This is a genomic window from Sphaerisporangium corydalis, assembly GCF_025506355.1.
In the GTDB taxonomy this organism is placed as follows: domain Bacteria; phylum Actinomycetota; class Actinomycetes; order Streptosporangiales; family Streptosporangiaceae; genus Sphaerisporangium; species Sphaerisporangium corydalis.
The window spans coordinates 1-18,572 of sequence record NZ_JANZYP010000055.1; the positions used below are offsets into that span (position 1 = coordinate 1).

Consider the following 18,572-nt stretch of genomic DNA (forward strand, 5'->3'; position numbering starts at 1 on the left):
CTCCCTCTCCCCTGGACCCCCCACCCCCTGACCCCCACCCCATCCCTCGACCCCGCCGGGCCGCCGGATCTCACTGGAAGCGCGGACCCGGCCGCGTACCAGGATGGGGATGGGGCGCGGTGACCGGGATCGACCTGGTATGGGCCCGCGAGCCGATCCCCGCCGGGCGGCGAAGCGTGTTCCTGGCCGGGCCGACACCGAGAAGCGAGGACGTGCCCTCCTGGCGGCCGGCGGCGATCGAGGCGATCACCCTCGCCTGGACCGGCCCAGGCCCGCTTACCGTGCTCACCCCGGAGTCACGCGGCGGCGTACGCGCCGAGCACTACGACGACCAGTTCGCGTGGGAGAACGCCGCCCGGGAGTCGGCCGGCGCGATCCTGTTCTGGATACCCCGCGACCTCGCGACCCTGCCCGGCTTCACGACCAACGTCGAGTTCGGCCACGACGTCCGCTCCGGCCGCACCGTGCTCGGCTGCCCGCCCGGCTGCCCGAACCCCGAGCGCAACCGCTACCTGATCCACCTGGCTCACCACTACGCGGTCCCGGTCCACACCACCCTCGACGCCACCGTGACCGCCACCCTCGCCCTCCTGCCCCCACCCCACCCACCCGTCCCGGACACGTGATCGACCGTCAGGGCCCGGCGGAGGGCGTCAGCCCTGGGGGATCGCCCGGCGCCGCAGCAGAAGTCCGGTGGCGGCGACGAACGTGACCAGGAGGCCGGCCAGCACGAGGAGCCGCCCGTCAGGCCCGCTCGTGCCGCCGCCCCCGGTCTCGGCCGAGCCCGCCGGCGTACGCGTCACCTTCCCGTCCGGGTTCGCCGGCATCCGGGTCACGATCTCGGTGACGGTATGGGTCGGCCTCGGAGAGGTGGCGACGGGAATCGGGTCCGGGCTCGTTCCGGTGGGGGTGGTGGTCGGCGTAGGGCTGCCGGTCCGGCCCTGGCCGCCCTGGGTGACGGTGAGGGGATAGGTCGTCAGGTCGTTCGCGTTCAGCACGTCACACTCGATCGACGGTGCGTTGGGCCTGAGGCCGAAGTTCATGGCGGCGGCTCGCACCGTCCCCGTCCCCGCGTCGAGTGGGGTCGTCTTCAGGGCGACCTCGGTCGTGGGCAGCGGGACGACCTGTCCCGCGCCGGCCGCGCCGGGCGTGCCCACCCCTGTCGCCGAGCTGAGCCTGGTGATCCCGCTGATCGACGCGTACGCGTAGAGCTTGGTGTCGCTGGACAGCCCTCCGCCGGGCGCCGTCAGCCCGGTGCCGGCGTAGGTCCCGCGCCAGCCTATGGTCATCTGCTGCTCGGTGACGGCGCCGGTCGGCACGGTCAGCTCCACCTTGACCTCGATGTCCTGGCTCTGGATCCCGGCGCCGGTGCATCGGTACTTCACGACGTCGGTGACGACCCGCGAGCCGTGCCGGTGCCCGGGGACGGCGGCCTGGGCCGGGGGACAGCAGAGGCCGAGGCCGCCGGTCAGGGCCGCAGCGACGAGGACGGAGCGGATGCGCAAAATATCTCCTGTTATGCAAGATGCAACACAAAGGGGACGGAATGCGCGGTGGCTCGGTTGTCGTTGTGGCCGGATCCGGACACCGGCCCACCCTGCGGTGGGGTGGGTCAGCGGTCGCGGACATCGCAAGGTGGGCCGGGCGGTGGGGGTGGGTCAGAGGTCGGGGCCGGCGGAGAACATTACGGGGCGGATTTCGATGCCGAGGCCGTTGACGTGGGTGTCGGGGATGAGGAGGGCCAGTTCGATCGCGCGTTCCCTGGTCTCGCAGTCCACCAGGTAGTAGCCGCCCATGTGCTCCTTGGCCTCCGCGTACGGGCCGTCGGTCACCGCGGGGACGCCGTCCAGGCGGCGGACGGAGATGCTCGTGGCGGGGTCGGCGAGGGCGTGCGTACTGATCATCTCCCCGGACTCCTGGATGGTCTTGAGGAACGCCCCGTGGCCGTTCATCACCGCGTCGCGCTCGCCGGCCGGCAGGGCGTCCCAGACGCGGGGGTTCATCTGCATGATCAGCATGTATTTCATGGTCGGTCCTCAGGGGTCGGGGGAGCCCTTTCCGGGCGCCTCTCACCGGGGGGTCGGAGCAGGCGGCCCATCCTCGACATCGCCGGAAAAACGGATTCCGGGCCGTGGTGACGATCGGCCGGAGTGAACGGTTACCAGGCCGGGCCGGTGTGAGTGCCGGGAGAAGTCGGTTCCGGGTCGCGCACGGTGGGGTCGTCGGGGGAGGTCGGGTCGCGTCGGGGGAGGTCGGGTCGCGGCGCGGGGCGTAGGCTCGCGGGGGTGGGGACGCGGTTGATCCTGGTCGAGGGGATGGTCGGTGCGGGGAAGTCGACCGTCGCCGAGCGGATCGCCGGCAGGCTGGTCGCGCGGGGGGAGCAGGCGCGGGCCTTCAACGAGTTCGCCCCTGACCATCCCATCCGGACCGAGGCCGTCGACCTGCTGCGCGCGGCGCATCCGGAACCGGTGTGGTCGCCCGGCGACGTCGGCGAGGACGGCCTGGCGCGGGACCGCCGGGTGTACGCGGACGGCCAGTGGGACCGGCTCGCCGGACGCTGCCGGTTCGGCCGGGAGACCCTGGTCCTGGAGAGCACCTTCCTGCAGAACTCGGTGCTGCCGCCCTTTCTGGACGGCGCGCCGCCCGCCCGGGTCGTCGCCGTCGCCGCCGGGATCGTGCGCCGACTGGCGCCCGCCGCGCCCCTTCTGGTCTACCTGCGGCCCACCGACATCGCCGCCGCGGTCGAGCGCGTGCACCGGGCCCGGGGCGAGCCGTGGTCGTCCTGGAACCTCGCCTCGGTGGCCGGCCTTCCGTGGGCGCGGAGCCGGGACCTGCGCGGACGCGACGCCGTCATCGAGTTGTACCGCGCGTGGGAGGTCGTCGTGCAGGACGTGTTCGACGCGTACCCCCACCCCAAGATCATGATCGACGACCCGCAGGACGACTGGGACGCGACGCTGACCAGGATCGAGGCCAGGGCACGCCCGTGACCGGACGGGGTGGGGGTCAGTAGCCGACGCGGAAGGTCGCGTCCTGTTTGTCGGTGGCGGAGGAGGCGGTGGTGATCGGGTCGATGCGCAGCACGTAGTTGTAGTGCCGGATGTAGCGGGTCGGCTGGCTGTACGACCGGAATGACGACCAGGACGAGTCGGCGAACCCGGCGACCCGGTAGAACGTCGCGTCCGCCTTGAACGCCGTGGAGGAGTCGGCGGTGTTCAGCACGAGCGCGAAGCCGGACTGCCGCAGGTACATGCCCGGGTAGTTGACCGACTGGAACGACACCCCGGCCGCGTCGGCCAGGCCGGGCACCAGTTTCCACTGCTGGTCCTGGTACGGGTCGAACGGGTAGGTGTCGATGCGGCCCACGTTGTTCTGGTGGCGTACGTACCGGTCCGGAAAGTTGTAGGACTTCAGCCGGTTCCAGGCGGGCGACCCCCACTTCGCGATCAGGTCGCTCATCTCGGTCGCGGTGATGGGCGTGATCCCGGGGTGCTTGGAGTTCAATGGCTGGGTGTACGCCCGGTCGCCGAGCGCCGTCCACGAGCCGCTGCCGAGGTCGCCGGTCTGCCAGGAGAAGAACCGCCCGTTGGGATTGTAGGTGTCGCCCCACATGTACCAGGTGTTGCCGGTCAGGGACTTGTACAGCTCCGGCGCCTCCACGCCGCGTCCCGGTGAGATCGCCCCGGTGTGGACGCTGAAGCTCCCCGGGTCGAGCGAGCCGGACCGGGCTCCGAGCAGGGAGCCGTTGGTGTTGTTCTTGAAGTACAGGTAGTTGACGGACCCGCTGGAGACCAGGTCGCCGTCGATGGCCGCGTAACCGGGGTCGAAGAACGTCTGCGGCCCGGTGGCGGTGGCGAAGTCGGTGGTGTAGTCGACCATGATCACATCGTGGCCGCCGGTGGCCGCCGAGTAGATGATCGCGTACTGGCCCCGGGAGGCGTCCCAGAACGCCTCGGGCGCCCAGCTGTGGGTGGCCAGCGAGTGCAGCTTCAGCCGATGGTAGTTCGTGAAGGTGCGCAGGTCCGTCGACTGCCAGACGTGGATGTACTGGTTGTTCTGCGTGAAGTCGGTGCCCTTGAGATCGGTGGCCAGCACCACGAACGTGCCGTCCTGTTTGCGCAGGATGAACGGGTCCCGCAGGCCGCCGGTCCCCTGCGTGGGGGTGACCACCGGGTTGTTCTGGTTCAGCGGGGTCCAGTTGAGGCCGTCGGAGCTGACCGCCAGATGCAGGCCGTAGTTCGCCCCCGTGGTGGCCGGCGACTCGGTGAAGTACGCCATGGCGTAGCCGGAGTAGGTGGCCGCGAAGGCGGCGCCGGTCCGGGACGTACCCGCCGCGCCGGCCACGAGCAGCACGGAGACTCCGAGGAGCACCGACAGCAGCCGTCGGAACGCGGACGCGAGCGGGGAGGTGCCGTGCATCTCGATGCTCCCTCGTTTGTGAGCGCTAACAGCGTGGAGCCGATCTCCGGGCATGCTTTTCTCGTCCCGCACGTCCGGGCCGGATATCCATGCGGAACGGCCCGCCGGAGTTCGGAGTGCCGGAGCTTGTCCGTTCGCGGTGACTGGACGCGATGGTGAACGTTCACATCGGCACCTGTCAAGCGGTGAGCACCCGGGGGAGTTATGCCGGGAATCTCTTCGCCGGGAGGGGAATGCGGGCCGAACACCTCGTCTGCGTGGGCGGAGGTCCGAGAGATATGTCGAAACACGCGCAAAGGGAAGGGCGGGACCGCCCGGTGCCGAACGGTGAAACGTTCAGGCGATTTCGGGTACGCCGCCGGTCGGTGCACGCGAAAGGGATGTGCTCCTGACGGCAGCACTTGACTCGATTCCGAAGGCGAGTTAACACTTGCGGGCAGTCATTCCCGGTCCGGTTCGCGGCCTGCCGTACGGCCGGATGTCCCTGCCCGCCACGACGGGTCGGCCACACGAATGTTAGCGCTAACAGGATTCCATGGGAGAGGACAGGTGCCCAAGGACGCACGACGCCGGCACGCGCCGCTGCCTGCGTCGGGAACGACCTCGCCGCAGGCGCGGGCGACCAGAGGTGGTCCCGTTGAGCCGCCGTGACGAGGCACGAAGCCCCCGACTGGAGTCATGATGCACACCTCCTCCCTCTCCCCGCCCGCCAGGAAGATCGTCGCGCTGGTCGCGGCCGTTCCGGCCCTCGCCCTCGTCGTGGCCCTCGCCCTGGTGCGCCCGGCCGGGGCGGCCATCCCCGCCGCCGCGCCGACCACCCCGCCCGCGTCCTATCCCGGCCCCGGAGTCGTGACCGGCAGCACCAGCGTGCACGACCCGTCGGTGGTGAAGACCTCCAGCGGCTATCTGCTGGCGCACACGGGCAACAACATCGTCCTGAAGACCTCCACGGACCGGACGGCCTGGCGGGACGCGGGCGTGGCCTTCCCCGGCGGCGCGTCCTGGACCAGGTCGTACACCGGCGGCAGCGCCAGCCTCTGGGCCCCCGACATCTCCTACCGCAACGGTAGGTACTACATGTACTACTCGGCCTCGACGTTCGGCTCGCGCAACTCGGCGATCTTCCTGGCGACCAGCACGACGGGCGCGTCCGGGACCTGGGCCAACCTGGGCCTGGTCATCTCCACCACCTCGTCCAGCAACTACAACGCGATCGACCCCAACCTGATCGTGGACGGCTCGGGCCAGTGGTGGCTCGCCTTCGGCTCGTTCTGGACCGGCATCAAGCTCATCCGGCTCGACCCCTCCACCGGCCTGCGCTCCGGGACCTCGATCACCTCGATCGCGCAGCGCACGGGCGGCTCCACCGCCATCGAGGCGCCGTTCGTGTTCAGGCACGGCTCGTACTACTACCAGTGGGTCTCGTTCGACGCGTGCTGCCAGGGCGCGGCCAGCACCTACCGGATCATGGTGGGCCGGTCGGCAAGCGTCACAGGGCCGTTCGTGGACCGCAACGGCACCGCCATGACCTCGGGCGGCGGCACCCAGGTGCTGGCCGGGCACGGCAGCGTCCACGGCCCGGGGCACCAGGCCGTGATCGCCGACAGCGACTCCGAGGTGCTCTTCTACCACTACTACGACAACGCGGGCACGCCCCGCCTCGGCATCAACCTGATCGCGTACGACGCGGCGGGCTGGCCGTTCGTGTACTGATCCCCGGGGCCCGTACGGAGCCGGTCGCTCCGTACGGGCCCGAGGCGTGCCTCAGCCGGCCAGGATCTCGAAGCCGGTCGCCAGCGCGTCCAGCGTCTCGGCGTCCGCCTCGGCGTCGGAGGAGCCGAGGCCCAGGCAGTACATCAGCCCGCCGGTCGCGACGAAGTACTCGCGCACCGACCACAGCCCGTGGCCCGATGCGCGGTCGAAGTCGAGCCGCACCGCGGCCTGGTCGCCGAGGTTGCCCTCGCTCACCTCGAACCGCCCGAACCCCAGCGCTTCGAGGCGGTCGCGGGCCCGCTCGGCGGCCGAGGCGGCCGTGACGCCCTCGGCCGGCCGGCGGAACACCAGGCACGTGCGGTGCGCCTTGTCGTGGGCGACGAACCTCGCCACCTCGTACTGGCTGTTGGACGGGTCGGGCTCGCGCTCGGCCCAGCTCTCGGGGATGTTCACGGCGAAGCCGTACTCGGCCTTCTGGACCCTGCGGAAGGGGACGCGCGCCATCAGGGCGCTCCTTTCTGACAGCAGGAGGCGCCGGGCGGCGGTGTAGGACAGGCCGGTGGCGCGCGCTCGCGCGCGGACCAGCCGCTTGAAGTCCCGGTGAGCCGTCAACGTCGCCTCCACGTTCCGGTCGTGCCCCCCGGCGGCACGAAACGAAACAGGCAACGGTCGTTGGATCCGAGAATGCGCTCCCCTTTGCCTCCCGAACGGGTCGGCGCTGCCGGGAGCGCCGGAGGAGGCTGGCGAGGACGATCGCCGAGGCCACCAATCTGCGGCAGACCGCCCGGTCCTGTCAAGCCGCCCCCGGCTTCGCCGCTGCCGCCCACCGGCCGTCCGGGCGCGGGGCGGACCGAGGCGGGGGCCACAAGGTCTGGGTGGTCCAGGGGTCACAGGTCCGGGTCGGTGGTGTTCACCGGGGCGTCCGGGTCGAGCGGACGCCGGAGGGCGACGATCATCATGGAGAAGTCGGCGGAGGCGACGATGCGGTCCTCGCGGTCGGTGACCCGGCACTCCACCACGATGAGCTGTCGGCCGGCCTTCAGGACGTCGGCCCTCGCGTACACCATGTCGCCGTGCGGCCTGCCGAGGTAGCGGACGTGCAGGTCGGCGGTGACCAGGCTCTGGCGGCCCGGCTGGAAGCCGCTGCCGCGCGCGGCGGCCGCCCCGGCGGCGACGTCGATGAGGGTGGCGAGCGCGCCGCCGTGCAGGTTCCCCGTGCTGTTGAACGACTCGGCGCGCACCGGCATCGACAGGATCGCGTGCCGGTCACCGATCTCGACCATCTGGATGTCGAGCAGGGCGTGCAGCGGCGTCCGGTCGCGGAGCGAGGACCGGACGAGGTCCTGCTGCGCCCCGGGCAGGTCCGCGATGCGGATCGTCCCGGCGGGGATCGGGGAGGACTCGGCCATCATGGTCTCCAACGTCGTCATCCGGGCCGTGCCGACCGCGCCGGCCGTGCTGAACGCGCGCCCGAGCGGCCTCGGACACGGGTAAGAGCGATCCTCTCAGGGGACCATGGCGATCTTGTCAGGGGATCAGGGCGATCTTGCCGGTGACCCGGCGGCCGAGGACGTCGGAAAGGACGCGCCCGCCGTCCTCCAGCGGCGCGGTGGCCGGGGCCGCCGGGTCCAGGGTGCCGTCCGCGACCAGGTCGAGCAGCTCGGCGAGCAGGGCGTACTGCCCGGCCGGGTTGCCGGTCGACCAGGACCCCCAGTCGACCCCGGTGACCGTGCGGTTGCGCAGCAGGACCTGGTTGAGCGGCAGCGAGGGGATGGTCCCGGAGGCGAAGCCGATCACGAGATAACGCCCGTCCGCCCGGAGCGCCCGCAGCGCCGGTTCGGCCAGGTCCCCGCCCACCGGGTCGTACACGAGGTCCACCCCGCCGCCGGAGAACTCCCGGGCCGCGTCCTTGACGCTGCGGCCGGTCGTGTCGACCACGGCGGCGGCCCCGGCGTCCAGGGCCGCCCGCCTCTTGTCCTCGCTGGACGCCCCCGCCAGGACGGTGGCGCCGAGCGCGACCGCCACCCGGACCGCCGCCAGCCCGGCGCCGCCGCCCGCGCCGAGGACGAGCACGCTCTCGCCTTCGCGCAGCCCGCCCCGGTCACGCAGGGCGAACAGGGCGGTGCAGTGGCTCTGGGGGAACGTCGCGGCGCGGGCGGCGTCCAGCCGGTCCGGGATCGGCACCGCCGTTGCGGCCGGGACCACGACCCGCTCGGCGAAGCCGCCCACCCCGCACACCGCGACGACCCGGGTGCCGGCGGCGGGGGAGGTCACGCCGGGGCCCACCGCGCTCACCGTGCCCGCGACCTCGCCGCCGGGCACGAACGGGGGCGGGAGCTTGATCTGGTACCTGCCGTGGACGAGTAACCCGTCCACGAAGTTCACCCCGGCGGCCTCGACGGTGATCGCCACCTCGCCGGCGGCCGGTTCCGGCGTCTCCCGCTCGGCGACCGCGACCGACCCCAGCTCTTCACAGACCAGCGCACGCATGCGCGCCAGCATAGGGGGACGCCGAACATCGTTCTAGCCGGGCCCGGTGGTCTCGGCGATCACCGCAGGTCGTGATCGCCGGCCCCGGGGTGGCCGAGGTCCCTGGCGGCCGGCTCGCCGTCACCCAGGACGGCTCGCCGTCACTCCAGGACGGCTTCCCGTACGGGGTGCCGGGACGACGACCAGGGTGTGGGAGGCGGTGCCGAACGCCGCCCGCCGGCCCATGTCGACCTGGGCGACGCCGGTCAGGCCGGGCACCCGCACCGGTGACAGGCGGGTCTTCTCGGTCCCGTCGCCGAGCTGGCCCTGGAAGTTGAACCCCCACGACCACACGGTGCCGTCGGAGCGCAGCGCCTCGCTGGACCAGAAGCCGGCCGTGGCCTGGACGACCCCGGACAGCCCCGGCACCACGCCGGGTACCGTCCGGCCGGTCCTGGTGCCGTCGCCGAGCTGGCCGTTGCCGTTGTCCCCCCAGGCGTAGAGGGAGCCGTCGGCGCCCACGGCCAGGGAGTGGTCGTCGCCTCCGGCGATGCCGACGGCGCTCGCGGCCAGCGCCACCCGCACCGGCGCCGTCCGGACCGTCACGGTGCCGTCGCCGAGCTGGCCGCTGGTGTTCAGCCCCCAGGCGTAGAGCCGGCCGTTCACGCCCAGCGCCAGGCTGTGCAGTGTGCCGGCGGCGACCCGGACGGCGTTCCCCGGTCCCGGCACCCTCACCGGGGCCGGGCGGTCGTCCCGGGTGCCGTCGCCGAGCTGGCCGTGGGAGTTCAGCCCCCAGGACCACAGCGAGCCGTCCGCGCCCGCCGCCAGGCCGTGCGACGACCCGGCGGCGACGGCGGCGATCACCGGCAGGCCGGTCACCTGGGCCGGGACCGGCCTCGGCGCCCCCGAGCCGTTGCCGAGCCGGCCCGCGTCGTCGCTCCCCCAGGACCACACCGTGCCGTCGGAGCGCAGCGCCAGCGTGAACCCGTTGCCTGCGGCGATCGCGGCGACGTCCGCGAGCCCCGGCACCGGCGCGGGCACCGCCCGGTTGATCATGGTCCCGTCGCCGAGCTGGCCGTCGGCGTTGTCACCCCAGGTCCACACGGTGCCGTCGGCGGCGACGGCCACGCTGTGGTCACCGCCGGCCGCGACCGCGGCGAAGTCGTGGCCCGCTCCTGCCACCGCCACGGGCCGTGCCCGGGAGGTCTCGGTGCCGTCGCCGAGCTGGCCCGAGGTGTTGTAGCCCCAGGCCGCGGTACGGGTACGGACCAGGGCGACCGGGGCGGCGGTGGCGCTCGGCGGCGGCCCGGTGGCGAGCCCCATGACCATCGGTACGAACAGGTTCCGCGGCGAGGCCCACAGGAGCTTGGTCATCGCGCGACCTCCTTCGGCGACCGGGGACGGACCCGCTTGAGGGGTCCCACCTGGAGGGCGTGCCACCACGTTCCACCCCGGGCCACCCGGCCCGCCCGGCTCAGCGCCCGGCGGCCTGGCGTACGGCGTCCAGGGAGGGGGTGGCCGGCCTGCGGAGCAGCCGGGACAGCTCGCCCGACGGGGTGGCCGTCCACCCCGCGCGGAAGGCGGCGTACAGGTCCAGCAGCGGGTCGACGGCCGCCGGGGGGAAGCCGGCGGCCACGACGCCGGCCCGGAACTCCTCTTCCGGCACGTCCCGGTAGGGGATGTCCTTCCCGGCGAGCTCCGACGCCAGCGCCGCCAGGTCGGCCCAGCCGATCGCGTCCGGGCCGTTCAGCTCGTACGTCCGGCCGTCGTGGCCGGGCTCGGCGAGGACGTTCGCCGTCGCCTCGGCGAGTTCGCCGGTGGTGGCGGGGGTCACCCGGGCCCCGGCGGCCGGTGCCGCGAGCACGCCGGTCGAAAGGGCCGACCGCACGTCACGGGCCAGCGCGGCGGGCAGCCCGTAGGTCAGGCGCAGGATCGTCCACGCGCCGGAGGATCCGGTGACGAGCTTCTCGGTGCCGGGGCGGTCGCTCGCGGCCGGAAGCGCGCAGGTGTCGAGGTCGGCCCAGCTCGTGAGGACGAGCCGGGTGGCGCCCGCGGACTTGGCCGCGCGGATCGCGGACGCCTGCTGGGCGGCGCGTACGGCCGGGGCGGTCCCGTAGTTGGTGCCGTTGATCAGGATGGTGCCCGCGCCGGCGAAGGCGTCCGCGAGCGTCTCCGGGTGGTCGAAGTCGCCCCGGCGGACGCGCACCCCCCGCTCGGCCAGGGGCGCCGCCTTCGCGGGGTCGCGGACACTGACGGCCAGCTCGCCGGCCGGCACCGCCGCCAGCAGGTGTTCCACGACCGAGCGGCCGAACTCGCCGTTGGCACCGGTAACTATGATCATGCTGATCCTCTCGGCGACGCCTCGTCGGCTGAGACTAAAGTGGGGCGAGCGCCCCGCTTTCACGATACGGGGCGGGCGCCCCGCTTACAAGCCCGGGAAGGAAGCCATGCCGGACGCCCTGCCGCGCGACGCCCAGGAGCGCAGGCCCCCGCGTGCCGACGCGCGCCGTAACAGGGAGCGGGTCCTCGCCGCCGCCCGCGAGGCCTTCGCCGCCGAGGGGCCCTCGGTCAGCCTCGACGAGATCGCCCGCCGTGCCGGGCTGGGCGCCGGCACCGTGCACCGCCACTTCCCGACCAAGGAGGAGCTGCTCAAGGCGGTCATCGCCGACCGCCTGACGGCCCTGGCCGAGGAGGCGGCCGGGCTCGCCGGCGCGGGCGACGCGGGGGAGGCGTTCTTCTCGTTCTTCCACCGCCTGGTCGCGACCGCCAGGGGACATCTGGCGCTTTCGGCGGCGTTTGCGGGCGCCGAGGAGCTGGCGGACGCGGTCCGGGAGCCCGGCGCGTCCCTCCAGGCGGCCATCGGCGTCCTGCTGTCGCGGGCGCAGGAATCGGGCGCGGTGCGGGGCGACATCGGGCCTGAGGAGCTCCACGCGATCATCGGCGGGGTGCTGGTCATGGAGCGGCGGCTGTCGTCGGCGGCGTCCCGCGGCCGGGCGATGGCGGTGGTCGTCGACGGCCTGCGTGCCTCGTCCTGACGAAATCTAGGCCAGGAAGTCTTCTTCAACACCCCAAAACAGCGCTATCGTGATTAAATGGCACATATAGCCCCATACAGCTCAGGTCGTGGCCCATGTCACTGAAAGCCCATCCCGATGTCTGATCTTCTGATCGCCCTAGGCCGGATGAGGAAGGCCTTCAACAGCCACGACTTGGGCGCGTTGGCGCAGTGCTTCGGCCAGCGGGCCGTCCTGGTCGCCCCCGACGGCATCGGCCAGGACCGGGAGGAGATCATCTCCTACTACGGCCAGTTCATGGACGCGTTCCCCGACGCGAGGTGCACGCCCCAGTCGGTCACCGAGTCCGGTGACGTCATCGTGGCGGAGTACACCCTCACCGGAGTGCACAAGGGACCCATGCTCGCCCCGGGAGGAGGGGTGATCGAGCCGACCCTGCGGCCCATGACCATCCGTGCCTGCAGCGTGTCCTTCATCGAGGACGGCGTGATCGCCTGCCATCGCGTCTTCTACGACCAGCTCGAACTGGCCGCCCAGCTCGGCGCCACCCTTGAGTTCGCCGAGACCGAGGCGTGGGCCTGACGCCGATCACCGCTTGACAGTGCCGCGCCGAACCCCCCTAATGGCGAGATAGCGACACCCGTCCGGGGAGATCGGGCCCCTTCCGGTCCATCCCGCGAGGGGGTGCGGGAAGCGTGCGACGAGGCTCCCCGCAGCCGGTGAGGCCATGATCAGGCTCTCCCGGCGCCCCGCCCCGGGACCTCTGGCCCATGCGGGAACCGGCCCCCCGGCGGGCAGCGTCGTCCCCCGGCGCATCCGCCTGATCTCCGGCGTCACGGTCGCGGCACTGGTGCTGCTGTTCACCGTCCTCGCGACCACCAGCCAGAGCGCCCGCACCGGCCTGCGGATCATCGGGCACGGCGCCGGCCCGCAGGTCGTCGCCACCGCCGGGCTGTACTTCGCGCTCAGCGACATGGACGGGCAGATCGCCCAGGTCCTGCTGCTGGGAAAGGACCACCCCGAACGTCGGCAGGCGGCGCTCCAGCTCTACGACCGCCGCCGAGGCGAAGCCGGCCGGGCGCTGTTCCGCGCCTCGGCGCTCGCCGGTGACGACCCCGCCCAGACGCGGACGACCCAGGCCGTACTCGACGGGATGGGCCGGTACGAGCGGCTCGCCACCCGGGCGCTGCAACTGGACGAGCAGGCCGGGCACCAGGCCGGCCCCCCGCCCGAGCGCGTCCTGTCGATCTACCGCGACGCCACCGACCTGATGCGCGAGGAACTGCTGCCGCAGGCGTACAACCTCACCCTGGAGAGCGGCACGAACGTGCGGAGGGTCCACGACGAGACGCGCTCGTCGCTGGCGGCCGGGCGCGCCGTCGTGGCGGTCGCCGGCGTGCTCGCCCTCGGGTGCCTGGCCGGCCTGCAGGTGTTCCTCGCCCGCCGGTTCCGCCGGGTGATCGGCCCGGCGCTGGTGGTCGCCACGGCCATCGCCGCCATGTACGCCTTCACCGGGTTCGGCCTGCCGGCCCGGGAGGCCGAGACGCTGCTCACCGCCAAGCGGGACGGCTTCGACACCGTGCTGTCCCTGGCCAGGGCCCGCGCGATCGGCAACGGCATGCGCGCCGACCAGACCCGTTACCTGCTGGACCCCCAGCGCGCCGACACCTACGAGCACACCTACCTGGACGCGGCGCAGTCGGTGCTCTACGTCGAGGCGGGCAACGTGCGCGAGTACCACGAGCGGATGTCGGCCGCAGCCGGACCCTCGGGCTTCCCCGGGTTCCTCGGCGCCGCGCTCACCGAGCGGGACGGCGAGGGCGCGCGGGCCGCGTTCCTGGCCTACGTGCGCTTCCAGGGGGCGGACGCCACCCTGCGCGCGCTGCCGGCCCAGGACCGGCACGGCGAGGCCGTCGCCGTCCGGCTGGCGTCGCTGGGCGAGGAGTTCGACGGGTACGACGCCAGGGTCCTCGCGCTGTCCGAGCGACACCGCGCCGTCTTCGAGCGCGCCATCGCCCAAGGGGAGGACGCCCTGGCCGACCTGCTGTTCCTGCTGCCCGCGGCCATGATCTCCATCGCCGTCCTGGTGGTCGCGGGCATCCTGCCGCGCCTCAACGAGTACCGCTGAATCGAGTACCGCTGAAAGGAGGGCCATGCGGGGCGACCACGGCTTCGGCGCCGTCCGCACCGCCGCCCGGCTCACCGCGTTCATGACACGGGTCGCGGTCGCGCTCGCCGTCCTGCTCGCGCCGGCCTGCGGCGCGACCGGTCCCGATTCGGTGGCCGGCAAGGGGACGCTGGTGGTCGGCGTACGGCCCGACCTGCCAGGACTCGGCCTGCGGCTGCCTGACGGCACCTTCGAGGGCTTCGACGTCGACGTGGCCGCCTACCTGGCCGCCAAGCTCGGGGCGAAGGTGCGGTACGTCGCCGTGCTCGCCGCCGACCGCGAGGCGGTCCTGCTGGACGGGCGGGCCGACCTGGTCCTCGCCACCTACTCCATCACCCAGGAACGCAAGAAACGGGTCTCCTTCGCCGGCCCTTACCACGTCTCCTACCAGGACATCATGGTCCGCTCCGGGCAGAAGGGCATCGGCAACGTGCGTGACCTCGCGGGGCGCAGGATCTGCGCCGTGGCCGGCTCCAACGCCGCCGAGCGCGTCGTCGAGGAACGCGGGGTGGCGGCCGAGCTCGTCCCCGCCACGGACTACGACCAGTGCCTCGCCCTGCTCAAGGACGGCGCACTCGACGCGATCACCACCAACGACGTGATCCTCGCCGGCCTCGCCCACCGCGCGGGAGGCGGCCTGCGGCTGGTCAACGCCCGCTTCAACGAACAGCGCACCGGCGTCGGCATCCGCAAGGGCGACCTGGACGGCTGCGAGGCCCTCAACCGCGCGATCACCGACCTCTACCAGGACGGCACCGCCGCCAGACTCCTGCACAAATGGTTCGACGGCACCGGCCTCGACCTCACCTCGATCCACATCCCCCGCTTCGAGGGCTGCGAATGACAACGGGCACCCGGTCGCGCAAGGTCGTCGTCGCCTGCCTGGTGGGCACCTCGCTGGAGTGGTACGACTTCTTCCTGTACGGCACCGCGGCGGCGCTCGTGTTCGGCCGGCTGTTCTTCCCCCAGGCCGACCCGCTGACCGGCACGCTGCTGGCGTTCGCCACCTACGGTGCCGGGTTCGTCGCCCGCCCGATCGGGGGCGTGCTGTTCGGCCACTTCGGCGACCGGGTGGGCCGCAGGAACGTCCTCGCGGTCACGCTGATGGTCATGGGAATGGCCACGTTCCTCATCGGCCTGCTCCCGACGTACGCCACCATCGGCGCCGCCGCACCGGTCCTGCTGGTCGTGCTGCGCTTCGTGCAGGGCCTCAGCCTGGGCGGCGAGTGGGCCGGCGCGGTGCTGCTGTCCATGGAACACGGCCATCCCGGCCGGCACGGTCTGGACGCCGGCTGGCCGCAGGCCGGGGTGCCCGTGGGCAACCTGCTGGCGGTCGGGGTGTTCGGCCTGGCCGGCGCGGTCCTGCCCGCCGACGCCTTCCTGACATGGGGATGGCGGGTGCCGTTCCTGCTCTCGGGCCTGCTCGCGCTCGTCGGGATCTGGATCCGGGCCAACATCGCCGAGTCACCCCTGTTCGTCGAGGTCACCACCCGTTCACGCCTGCCGCTGACCGAGGTCATCCGCACCCAGCCGCGAGCCCTGCTGTCCGCCTTCTGCGCCCGCCTCGGCGTCGACGTCGCCTACTACGTCTTCACCCTCTACCTACTCACCTACCTCACCGCCACCCCACGCGCGGGCGCCGCGCAGCCGCCCCTCGTCGCCCCGAACACCGCCACCGCGGACGCCGGCTTACATGCCGCCACCGTGGACGCCGGCCTGAATTCGGCCGCCGCGGACTGCGGTCTGCACGCCGTCTTCGTGGCCTCCGCCGTCCAGGTCCTGCTCATCCCGCTCTTCGCGGCCCTGTCCGACCGCCTCGGCCGCCGGACCGTCTACCTGGCCGGTGTGATCGTGGCGGCGGTCTGGGTCTTCGCCTTCTTCCCGCTGCTCGACCTCGGCTCCTTCCCCGCGATCCTGCTCGCCGTCGGCGTCGCCCTGGTCGCGCACGCGGCCATGTACGGCCCGCAGGCCGCGTTCATCGCCGAACTGTTCGCCACCCGGCTCCGCTACAGCGGCACCTCCCTCGGCTACCAGCTCGCCGGCGTCGCCGGCGGCGGCCTGGCCCCCATCGTCGCGGTCCTCCTCCTCGACCACTACGCCACCACCACCGCCATCTCCCTCTACGTCGTCGCCACCCTCACCCTCACCACCCTCGGCCTCGCGATCGCCCCCAAGCCACCACCTGAGCCACTGGGCACGCGGTCGCCGACCGTCCCCCAAGGCTCCATCTGACATCTCCGTAGCCTCGGCGCCGTCGTCCTTTCAGTGCCGGACGGCGATATCGAGGTGGACGCATTGAGGTGGAGTGGACGTTGCGACGGAGGGAAGTGATCCTGATCCGCGCGCTCCAGTCGCCGGTAAAGCGCGAAACACCGAGCAAATTTGATCAACGTCGGCTCATGCCTGTGTAGGTCCTTCGCCTGAGGCCGTACTTCGGTTCAGTTTCAGCGCCCACGGTTACCAGAGTGATGTATATGGTCTTATTTGACGGATTGATGCGGGTGTTCCTGGAGGCGTGGATGCGGCGTTCGTCCTGGGTCAAGTTGATGGCCGGACCAGGAATCGTGCTGATTCTCCTTCCTGTTCTGACCGACGTCGCCACGGGAGCCCTGCCGGAATCCTGGAAACCGTATTCGTGGGTCGCCTGGCCACTTGCGATCCTTCTGGCGAGCTGTATCGCGGTCAACGAGGTCGGCCGGCATCATGCTGATCATGCCTTGGCCGACCCGCGTCCGCTATCACCGGTCGCCAACACCTGTGGTGATCAGGTGTGGAACATACCCGCACCTGTGCGAACGTTCCACGGTCGTCAATCGGACCTCGAACGGCTGAAAGCCGCATTCACCGTCGAACAGGCCGGCCCTTTCACCCGCGCTGTGGTGGCGCTGCACGGGCTGGCGGGAATAGGCAAGACCCAACTGGCGCTCGCTCACGCCGCCGACCGTCGTCACCTATTTCGCGTGGGCTGGCTGGTGCCCGCGACGGAGCGGTTGACGGCGGTCACCGCGATGGCGGAATTGGCCGAGAGACTTGGGGTCGGTGACAGCGACCGGGAACGGGCTTGCCGGCGCGTGGTCGAGCATCTCAGCGCCCGAGGCGACTGGTTATTGATCTTTGACAGTGCCCCGGATCGACAGAGTTTGACGGGACTCGTCCCTGTCACCGGGGAGGGTCAGGTACTGATCACTTCGGTCGATCCGCACTGGGACACCTTGGCACGGCCGATGCGAGTCGAAGCGTTCTCCGATGCCGACGCGATCGCTTTTCTGCGCGGGCGTCGCGGTGGTGACACAACCCCGGCAGAGGAGAAGGCGCTGGTCGAACTGGTCGATCAGCTGGGCGGTCTGCCCTTGGCGTTGGAGCAGGCCGCGGCATACTGCACGGCCGGTGCCATCGGATGGCAGGAATTCATGCATCGCTATCGCGCCGATTGTGTCAACGTCTTGGGACGTCACCTTCCATGCGACTACGCCACTCCTCTCACCGTGACCTGGCGACTGACGCTTCGATTGATCGACGGATGCAATCGGGCCGCTGGACAGTCGTTAAGGATTCTGGCCTTCTATGGTCCTGCTCCCGTACCCCGGGATCTGATCTTCTCCCGGGTCGCCGGTCTACCTCGTGCGTTGCGCCGGGCTTCAGCCGACCCGGTGAAGGCGGACGAGGTCGTCGCCACGCTCCTGTCCTGCTCGCTGGTGAACCCGGCGGATACGGCGAGGCCGGACGCTGCTCAGTCTGGAGCGACGGACCTGCAGTTGCATCAACTGGTCCAGACGGTGATCCGGGACTTCACCATCCAGGGGTCAGCCGTAGCCCGGCCTCGGTCGGTCGGCAGCTTGTTGGAACGGTCATGGACCTCTGACCGATATGCACGTATTGCCATGGACGTCCTCCTGGCGGCCACTCCTGCGGATGCCCGAGACTCCCGCCACGGCCCCCGTTTTGTGGCACTCCTCCCTCACGTCCAGGCTCTGCTGGGTCATGCCGATCGGCTGCAGATCGTGTCCAGGAATCTTGCGACTCTTCAACACATCTACGGCAACTTCCTTGAGTACCGTCGGCACGACGGCGCCGCGCGGTTTCTGCTTGAACGAGCACTCCAGGCTCGTCTGGCCACTCTCGGCGCCCGCCATATTGAGACTCTCGAGACCATGTCGCTTCTGGGGTTCGCTCTACATCGTGATCCAACTCAGCGACGCCGGTCTCTCGATCTATGCCGGCAGGCTCTCACCGGCTACCGGCGCCATTTCACCGATCACCATCCCGCGACCCTCACCGCCATAACGTATCTGGGTGCCGCGTTCTTCGGTCTGGAGAAGATCGAACAGGGCCGGGACATGTGTGAGTACGCACTGTGGGGGCGGCGTGCCACTTTGGGTGATGATCACCCCGACACCTTGAGTTCGATGAACAATCTTGCGGTCATGCTGTGGCGTTCTGGGGAATTCAGGAGGGCCAAGGAGTTGGCCGAGCAGGCGTTACAGGGGCGCCGCGCCATACTGGGTGAGCACAACCCCGAGACCTTGCGTTCAATGAACAACATGGCATCCGCGCTCTGGGGATTGGGTGAGCTGGAGCAGGCACGTGACCTATGCGGTCGGGCGTTGTCGCTGCGGCTCGCCCTCTTGGGGCCTGGCCACCCTGATGTGAACAACTCAGTCGGGGATCTGACGGCGATATGCCAAGCCATCGAAATCGCCAATGGTGCGGATGGGGATCGGACGTAGTCCCATGCGATGGCGTCGCCGGCCGGGCGACCACACTCGGCCGATCTGAACGACACCGCCCGG

At 71.3% G+C, this 18,572-nt stretch carries 17 protein-coding genes; 9 read left to right on the forward strand and 8 right to left on the reverse strand.

Features of this window, described 5'->3' with window-relative positions; genetic code table 11:
- Positions 1–119 precede the first annotated feature (119 nt).
- Positions 120–626, forward strand: a complete 507-nt coding sequence (locus NYZ98_RS30110) for a nucleoside 2-deoxyribosyltransferase domain-containing protein (protein WP_262846957.1) — start codon at positions 120–122, stop codon at positions 624–626.
- 27 nt (positions 627–653) lie between these two features.
- Here the strand turns inward: NYZ98_RS30110 and NYZ98_RS30115 are convergent, their stop codons facing one another.
- The gene (locus NYZ98_RS30115) at positions 654–1,505 is read right to left on the reverse strand and encodes a hypothetical protein (protein WP_262846958.1); all 852 of its coding nucleotides are present in this window, start codon (positions 1,503–1,505) and stop codon (positions 654–656) included.
- 153 nt (positions 1,506–1,658) lie between these two features.
- Positions 1,659–2,027, reverse strand: coding sequence for a YciI family protein (locus tag NYZ98_RS30120; protein WP_262846959.1), 369 nt, complete (start codon positions 2,025–2,027; stop codon positions 1,659–1,661).
- Positions 2,028–2,285: 258 nt separating this feature from the next.
- Here NYZ98_RS30120 and NYZ98_RS30125 point away from each other — a divergent pair, with 258 nt between their 5' ends.
- Complete coding sequence (locus NYZ98_RS30125; protein WP_262846960.1) at positions 2,286–2,990, forward strand: P-loop NTPase family protein; 705 nt, start codon at positions 2,286–2,288, stop codon at positions 2,988–2,990.
- Positions 2,991–3,006: 16 nt separating this feature from the next.
- On the opposite strand, the gene NYZ98_RS30130 is transcribed toward NYZ98_RS30125, so the two are convergent.
- The gene (locus NYZ98_RS30130; protein WP_262846961.1) at positions 3,007–4,419 is read right to left on the reverse strand and encodes a glycoside hydrolase family 43 protein; all 1,413 of its coding nucleotides are present in this window, start codon (positions 4,417–4,419) and stop codon (positions 3,007–3,009) included.
- Between the two features lie 681 nt (positions 4,420–5,100).
- Between NYZ98_RS30130 and NYZ98_RS30135 the strand changes: the two genes are divergently transcribed.
- Positions 5,101–6,132 (forward strand): arabinan endo-1,5-alpha-L-arabinosidase, encoded by a 1,032-nt coding sequence (locus NYZ98_RS30135; protein ID WP_262846962.1) that lies wholly within the window; start codon positions 5,101–5,103, stop codon positions 6,130–6,132.
- Positions 6,133–6,183: 51 nt separating this feature from the next.
- On the opposite strand, the gene NYZ98_RS30140 is transcribed toward NYZ98_RS30135, so the two are convergent.
- The 5 genes from NYZ98_RS30140 to NYZ98_RS30160 form a co-directional block, all read right to left on the reverse strand.
- Positions 6,184–6,744, reverse strand: a complete 561-nt coding sequence (locus tag NYZ98_RS30140) for a hypothetical protein (protein WP_262846963.1) — start codon at positions 6,742–6,744, stop codon at positions 6,184–6,186.
- A 275-nt stretch (positions 6,745–7,019) separates the two neighbouring features.
- Entirely contained in the window at positions 7,020–7,562 is a 543-nt protein-coding gene (locus NYZ98_RS30145; RefSeq protein ID WP_262846964.1) for a PaaI family thioesterase, read from the reverse strand.
- 97 nt (positions 7,563–7,659) lie between these two features.
- A complete protein-coding gene (locus tag NYZ98_RS30150) occupies positions 7,660–8,622 on the reverse strand; it encodes an NADPH:quinone oxidoreductase family protein (RefSeq protein WP_262846965.1) in 963 nt (320 codons plus the stop codon).
- A 120-nt stretch (positions 8,623–8,742) separates the two neighbouring features.
- On the reverse strand, positions 8,743–9,975 hold the full coding sequence (locus NYZ98_RS30155; protein ID WP_262846966.1) for an RCC1-like domain-containing protein: 1,233 nt from the start codon (positions 9,973–9,975) through the stop codon (positions 8,743–8,745).
- A 100-nt stretch (positions 9,976–10,075) separates the two neighbouring features.
- Positions 10,076–10,942, reverse strand: coding sequence for an NAD(P)H-binding protein (locus tag NYZ98_RS30160; protein WP_262846967.1), 867 nt, complete (start codon positions 10,940–10,942; stop codon positions 10,076–10,078).
- A 106-nt stretch (positions 10,943–11,048) separates the two neighbouring features.
- Here NYZ98_RS30160 and NYZ98_RS30165 point away from each other — a divergent pair, with 106 nt between their 5' ends.
- The 6 genes from NYZ98_RS30165 to fxsT all read left to right on the forward strand — a co-directional run bounded on the left by NYZ98_RS30165 (position 11,049) and on the right by fxsT (position 18,509).
- Positions 11,049–11,636 (forward strand): TetR/AcrR family transcriptional regulator, encoded by a 588-nt coding sequence (locus NYZ98_RS30165; protein ID WP_262846968.1) that lies wholly within the window; start codon positions 11,049–11,051, stop codon positions 11,634–11,636.
- Between the two features lie 117 nt (positions 11,637–11,753).
- Complete coding sequence (locus NYZ98_RS30170; RefSeq protein ID WP_262846969.1) at positions 11,754–12,197, forward strand: ester cyclase; 444 nt, start codon at positions 11,754–11,756, stop codon at positions 12,195–12,197.
- A gap of 145 nt (positions 12,198–12,342) precedes the next feature.
- Complete coding sequence (locus tag NYZ98_RS30175; protein WP_262846970.1) at positions 12,343–13,743, forward strand: hypothetical protein; 1,401 nt, start codon at positions 12,343–12,345, stop codon at positions 13,741–13,743.
- 25 nt (positions 13,744–13,768) lie between these two features.
- Entirely contained in the window at positions 13,769–14,626 is an 858-nt protein-coding gene (locus tag NYZ98_RS30180) for a glutamate ABC transporter substrate-binding protein (RefSeq protein WP_262846971.1), read from the forward strand.
- Positions 14,623–16,014, forward strand: a complete 1,392-nt coding sequence (locus NYZ98_RS30185; protein ID WP_262846972.1) for an MFS transporter — start codon at positions 14,623–14,625, stop codon at positions 16,012–16,014. The genes NYZ98_RS30180 and NYZ98_RS30185 overlap by 4 nt, the downstream gene beginning before the upstream one ends.
- Before the next feature lie 242 nt (positions 16,015–16,256).
- A complete protein-coding gene (fxsT, locus tag NYZ98_RS30190; RefSeq protein WP_262846973.1) occupies positions 16,257–18,509 on the forward strand; it encodes an FxSxx-COOH system tetratricopeptide repeat protein in 2,253 nt (750 codons plus the stop codon).
- Positions 18,510–18,572: the final 63 nt, after the last annotated feature.